Source organism: Lactiplantibacillus sp. B652 (genome assembly GCF_023806745.1).
Classification (GTDB): domain Bacteria; phylum Bacillota; class Bacilli; order Lactobacillales; family Lactobacillaceae; genus Lactiplantibacillus; species Lactiplantibacillus pentosus.
In genome coordinates this window covers 1-4991 of the sequence record NZ_JAMSKY010000035.1, presented here as the reverse complement: position 1 = coordinate 4991, position 4991 = coordinate 1, and the positions used below count along the sequence as shown (strand labels likewise).

Sequence of the window (4991 nt, the reverse complement as noted above, 5' to 3'; positions counted from 1 at the left end):
TGTGACAAAAGGCGATGCAGACCAAAGCTTGTAGTAATTATAGACGGAATGCCATTCAGGAAAATCACTTGGAACTTGTCGCCATTGACAACCTGTTTTTAGGACATAGATAATCGCCCTGCCAAATCTTCGATTGCCCAACAGGCAGTATCATTATTAAGGTCGGTTTTCCATACGGAAAAGCACTTAGTATATCATACTCAAGAAGAAAAAGCCGCAGAGCGAAGGAAAAGAATCAGGCTATTATTAGATTCATTTTATGACTACATTAGTCAGGCCCGGCGGCCCCTAGGCAAATTAAAGAATGCCATTCAAAACGCGTTAGCGTTAAAGTCACGAGTCTATCGGATTTTTGAAAATGGCCAAGTTCCATTGACCAATAATCCAGTGGAACAGGCCATTCGGCCATCAACGTTAATTCGTAAAAATAGTCTTTTTGCGAAAAGCATTCGTGGCGCCCAGGCTAGTGCCGTATATTACACGATAGTCGGCACAGCTAAAATGAATCATTTGAACATCTATAAATACTTCAAGTATCTGTTTGATCACTTACCGAATCGTGAAAACAAAGATCTTGAGGGCTTTTTACCATGGGCAAAAGAGGCCCAGGCTCAATGTCATATTTAAAATAAGCAAGCGTCATGCGTAACATCAAAACCGATGTCGTGCATGACGCTTTTTTTCAATACGTGTTGTTATTCGGTACTTACGCAAAAACTTACTATCTGGGGGCTATAATTTATAAAATCAATTGTCTGCCGACAAGCGTTCAATTAATGCTTGTTGCTGTGGAAACATCTTTTTTAATTGCTCCTTTTTCGGAATCAAAATTTCATTCGAAGATGATGACGGTAACGTGACACTAATTTGAGAAAATCCAGTTGCTCTCTTCACACTTTCCATTGCAATAAAAGTATTAGGCTCTACATAAAAGCCGTGAACTTCATCATTATCCTTATTCAAACCTAGTTTAACCAAGTGATAATGACCATCTTGAGTAAAGTAATGCACATTAACCGGATCACCATATGAATACATTAGTGACTTACCGTACTTTACCATATGCAAATGTGATGGGTGTTCATGGTCAATTGTCGTATACATAACAAGTTCCCCTGGACGATAACCCTTATTTACACTATAAGATGGATAAAAGTTTTTGAAGATTTTTTCTTGTCTTTGTTGATCTTCTGGAGATAATTGCGGTGCCGGCTTAGCAGACCCCTGTGTTTCAACTTCACCTTTACCACTTATTAAAGCATTAAATGCTTCGATAATTGTTGATGAGAAACCAATGGAGCGATCTGCAATAACACTAGGGATATTTAACTGCCCCTTATTAATTGTTATATAACGGCTACTCTTATTGCCTGCAACTAATTGCATACTTGGCGCCTTAATCATTCGATTTTGTGGGCCAATTCCTAATTCTAAGACAAGAATTTTTTTGTCTTGATAATTATTTAAAAAGTTCTCAAAGCCGTTGACCTGTGTTTGGTCCATACTAAATACAGGACCTGGAATATTAAGTGATAGTTTCTCTCCACAAGTTGCGCATGTTGGTAAATCATCTTCTGTTAATGTACCAGTTTGGTCTTTTTTATAAATTTCATGAAGGGTTGACTTCAAATCAACAAGTGGGTGTTCTTTAGGGTGTTTAGAGCAGATGCCAGTCTGCCAATTTCCTTCCACTTCGAGAAGATGATCAAATTCAGCTAACGCAAAATGGTGATCGATATTCGATGTCCAGATGAAATAAGGCTTGTTACCAATCACCTGTCGTAATTTATCCATTAATTCACCAGGATAGTAATTATAATTATAGTATTCTGCAATTCGTGCATAAACTCGCCATTTATCAAGTTCATTGGGATAATTATAGTTAAGTGCTCCTAATAAATTTGGTAAATTATATTTCTCTACTAAGTCACCCAGAACCGTTGACAATTTACTGTCCTTTGCAAATAAGTTTAGTCCCTCAGAAATTGAAAAACCGTTACTAGCAGTTACTAAAAGAGCATCAGCATCACTTAACCATTGTTGAGCTGTTTTTACCGTGTTAGTCATTTTGTCCTCCTTTGATTAATTCAGAAATATTTTGTAAAGCCCTAGCCGTATCACTATTAATCAACAGTGAACGATCTTTTATTGCTGGATTTGTTAAGACATCACGAGGATTTAAATTAATATAGAATGACTGTGGCATGTAGTTGGTCATTTCCCAGAATGGCTCTTGTATAAACATTGGTGTCATCCGACCAACCCCAATTTCAATGAAAAGTATCTTCTTTAACTGGTATTTGCCTAGAAACTGATTTGCTCTTTCGTATTCTTCATAGTATTTCTTATCTTCAAGAAATTCCGGACCACGTACCCATGGGATAAGGGGAGTACCATCAACTTCACTTTTAGGAATTAATTCAGTTGGAAGACGATTATCAACGATTTTAGGTATTAATTCATCTAAATAACCATCGATAGGATACAAATTTTTATCTGTTAATGTATTTTTACTCTGAAAGAATCCCCATGATCCTTGGATTTCACTGACATGTTCTTCTGGGAAGAATTTCTTGAACAACATATCTTGATTGGTTGTAATAATATGGTAAGGCTTATTGTCAATGATTGTCTTTAGATAATCATATACCCTATTTTGAGGTGGAATGGTTGAAACCATTTTTAACATTTTTAATAAATAAGCCCATCGCTCTTCTTGAGATTCAAAACGGTTATAGAATCCTTTAAAAATACCTTCAAAGTGATATTTTTGGTAAAAGTCACTCATGTACTTCATAAATAATGGACTAGCTTCATACCAAAAATCCATTCCCGCGGCATTTGACATTCCTGAACCAGCTCCAATTAAAATTGCATCTGCATCATTAATTCGAGCTACTACATTTTCAAGTCTATTCATTTTATTCCTCCTTATTGAATACTATGTCCATTTTTGAACATAATGTAGTTAAATGATATGATTAGGCAGATTGTAAAATTTAAGTTGAACATTTAAGTGGACAGAAAAACCCATCAAGGTCTTTAATGGTGTTACCACACAATCCATTAGAAAGAAGGACCTTAACCGTGTTGTCATTGAAACGCTTCATAATGAAGGACGTTCCTTGCGATACATCGCTAACTACTTAGACTTTAGTAAGACCACCATCTTTAACGAACTTCACCGGCTAAATAGTGAGTACCAGGCTGGGCTAGCGCAAACTGACTTTGAACGAAAGGTTAGTCAACGGGGGCGGAAGTCTTCGCTCACTAAAAACCTTAAACACTTGATCGAGGAAAAGATTCAAGTCCAGAAGTGGTCCCCTGAACAAGTTGCCCATGTGGTGGGGATTGCCTACAAGACGGTCTATAACTGGATTGATCAAGGATGGCTTGATATACAGTTGCCCGATTTGCCTGATCATGGAATTCGTCGTCATCGTGCTAAAGAAAAGCGTGGTACGTTCAATCACGGCCGCTCCATTGAGGAGCGGCCTCATAAAGTCGAAACTCGCCAGGAATTCGGCCACTTTGAAGCTGATACCGTACTTTCTGGTAAACGTAAAGGTCAAGCTGTGGCTACTTTTGTGGAGCGTAAAAGTCGCCTGACAATTGTTAAACGGCTCCATGGTCGCGACAGTCAGTCCATGACTCAAGCCGTACTTGAACTAGCTAGTCAACTTCAAGACAAGCTCAAGACGCTTACTGTGTATCATGGTAAAGAGTTCGCTAACTACCAGACAATTGAACAGCTAACAGGTACTCAGGTTTATTTTGCCCATGCTTATTCACCACATGAACGCGGTAGTAATGAGAACCGTAACCGAGTTTTGCGACGGTTTATTCCCAAGGGACAAGCCATTGAAGAACTAAGTGATTACCAACTGGTTCAAATCAATTGGTATCTGAATTCACGGCCACTTAAATGTCTTAATTGGCATACACCAATCGAGATCTTCTTGCTTAATCTACGTCACTAAATTCGTTCAAGTTATTTCTTGCAATCTGCCATTAATTATAATTGCTTATATATTTGAAGTGAATAACATTTTTCCGAGGCTGTTCATTTATGGACACCGTTATGAAATTGTCAATAATAAAATATAGTAATTAATAATCTGTAAAGGGATCGTGAAGTTAGTAATGAAAAATTCAAATCGAATAGACAGGCGAACAATATATACAGTCAATGTAATTAAAGATAGTTTCTTGGAGCTAATCCAGGATAAACCATACTCAAAAATATCAATAAAAGAGATTTGTAAAGTTGCTGACATAAGTCGCTCAACTTTTTATTTACATTTTAAATCGATTAATGATGTTTTGAACACTATTCTTGATGATGCAATCAAGATGACCTCACCAGATTATCTTAAGATCAGTAATTTTAGCATTGATTATCTTAAAGAAAACGAATCTTTGATACCGGCCTGCCAAAGGGTAGGTTCAAGTGAAAAATATCGTAAATTACTTCTGGACCCTGAATTGACAGAATATATCGTCGGGCGAATTATGATCTGTGAGCGCAACCGAGTAGTTCCTGCAATTCAAGAAAAGACTGGATTATCCAAGGAAGACGCAGAAACATTGTTTTTATACACTCTCCATGGTTCTTTTGTGGTTAATCGTGCTAACCAGTTTAGAAAAAATAATAAATGGTATCATGATGTACAGCTTATTAACAATTTTACCTTAAACGGTTACAATGCTCTTAATTAAAACAATCCTTAATAATCTAGATAATAACTTTTCTTTCACTAAATATAAGATGTACTACTTCTTAACATGCTTTAAATCTTGTATTAAATGAAAAATAACGTTTTTTAACGTAAAATAGCCTGTTATAACGACCATAAATGCCGTTATAGCAGGCTATTAGACTCTATCTAGTGCTGACTAAAGATTCGAACCTTCAACCTTATCCTTACACCTTTCATAAATAAAAACACCCAGTTGTTATACTGGATGTTTTCTTTATATGGCAAACATTT

At 36.6% G+C, this 4991-nt stretch carries 5 protein-coding genes and 1 pseudogene; 3 read left to right on the top strand and 3 right to left on the bottom strand.

All coding sequences use genetic code 11. From position 1 onward, the window contains the following. A pseudogene (locus MZO40_RS16570) lies at positions 1-117 on the bottom strand (transposase); the annotation flags it as partial. Here MZO40_RS16570 and MZO40_RS16565 point away from each other — a divergent pair. After that, entirely contained in the window at positions 106-627 is a 522-nt protein-coding gene (locus MZO40_RS16565; protein ID WP_080474104.1) for a transposase, read from the top strand. The pseudogene MZO40_RS16570 and the gene MZO40_RS16565 overlap by 12 nt on opposite strands. Positions 628-747: 120 nt before the next feature. Here the strand turns inward: MZO40_RS16565 and MZO40_RS16560 are convergent, their stop codons facing one another. Further along, the gene (locus tag MZO40_RS16560; RefSeq protein ID WP_252133456.1) at positions 748-2067 is read right to left on the bottom strand and encodes a cupin domain-containing protein; all 1320 of its coding nucleotides are present in this window, start codon (positions 2065-2067) and stop codon (positions 748-750) included. Next, positions 2060-2920 carry a Sir2 silent information regulator family NAD-dependent deacetylase gene (locus MZO40_RS16555; RefSeq protein ID WP_252133455.1) on the bottom strand — a complete coding sequence of 287 codons (861 nt, stop codon included), beginning with the start codon at positions 2918-2920 and terminating at the stop codon, positions 2060-2062. The genes MZO40_RS16560 and MZO40_RS16555 overlap by 8 nt, the downstream gene beginning before the upstream one ends. 145 nt (positions 2921-3065) lie before the next feature. On the opposite strand from MZO40_RS16555, the gene MZO40_RS16550 reads away from it, so the two are divergent. Next, positions 3066-3980 carry an IS30 family transposase gene (locus tag MZO40_RS16550; protein ID WP_161313467.1) on the top strand — a complete coding sequence of 305 codons (915 nt, stop codon included), beginning with the start codon at positions 3066-3068 and terminating at the stop codon, positions 3978-3980. A gap of 163 nt (positions 3981-4143) precedes the next feature. After that, positions 4144-4719 (top strand): TetR/AcrR family transcriptional regulator, encoded by a 576-nt coding sequence (locus MZO40_RS16545; RefSeq protein ID WP_252133454.1) that lies wholly within the window; start codon positions 4144-4146, stop codon positions 4717-4719. The last annotated feature ends 272 nt before the right edge of the window (positions 4720-4991 follow it).

Excerpts from the sequence above, each read along its gene's own strand:
- MZO40_RS16560 (WP_252133456.1), bottom strand. The coding sequence starts at position 2,067 with ATGACTAACACGGTAAAAACAGCTCAACAATGGTTAAGTGATGCTGAT.
- MZO40_RS16555 (WP_252133455.1), bottom strand. The coding sequence starts at position 2,920 with ATGAATAGACTTGAAAATGTAGTAGCTCGAATTAATGATGCAGATGCA.
- MZO40_RS16545 (WP_252133454.1), top strand. The coding sequence starts at position 4,144 with ATGAAAAATTCAAATCGAATAGACAGGCGAACAATATATACAGTCAAT.